Source organism: Streptomyces olivochromogenes (assembly GCF_021538895.1).
GTDB classification, from domain to species: Bacteria; Actinomycetota; Actinomycetes; order Streptomycetales; family Streptomycetaceae; genus Streptomyces; species Streptomyces olivochromogenes_A.
Genome location: NZ_JADDRL010000273.1, coordinates 1 through 660, shown reverse-complemented (window position 1 = coordinate 660; position 660 = coordinate 1). Strand labels below are relative to the sequence as shown.

Genomic DNA, 660 nt, shown 5'->3' with positions numbered 1-660 from the left:
GTGCCCATGAGCTCGCCGACGTTGCTGCCCGGGAAGCCGTTGATCTCCTCGGCGAGCGCGGTGGCCGCCTCGGAGGCCGCCTTGATCTGCTTCGGGTTGGGAGCGCCGTGGCCCTGCCGGGCCGTGAGCAGTCCCTTGCCGACGCCGTTCGGCTTCAGGTACGTCGTCAGGGAGTTGTCCAGCGACTGCATCACCAGGCCGATGATGGTCCGCTCCGACCAGCGGCGGTTGGACAGGGAGCGGGCCACCAGGACCGGGTGCCGGGCGGCGTTCGCCAGCCAGGCCAGGGCGCGGGAGGAGCCCTCGGCGTAGGGGACCTGGAGGATCGACATCCCGCCCATCGCGTTGGAGCCCTTGCCGTAGCGGACCGGCTCGATGTGGGTGTTCTCGTCCGGGTGGATCGACGAGGTGATCGCCACGCCCTGGGTGAAGTCGGCCTTCGGCGTGCCGTGCGCCTTGCGGTAGCGGCGGTTGTCGGTCTGCGCGCCCACCAGTGCCTCGGAGTTGGTGCGGGTCAGGTCGCCCAGCCGGTCGGAGAGGTAGGGCAGCTGGCCGTTCGCCTTCATCCGGTGCAGCAGGGTCTGCGTGCCGTAGGTGCCGGCCGCGAGGACGACCCGGCGTGCGGTGAAGGTGCTGCCCTTGCCCTTCTTCTTCTCGTCC

The 660-nt window shown here is 70.5% G+C and carries 1 pseudogene; it reads right to left on the bottom strand.

Annotated features, from left to right (window positions below):
- A pseudogene (locus tag IPZ69_RS46775) lies at nucleotides 1-660 on the bottom strand (cholesterol oxidase); the annotation flags it as partial.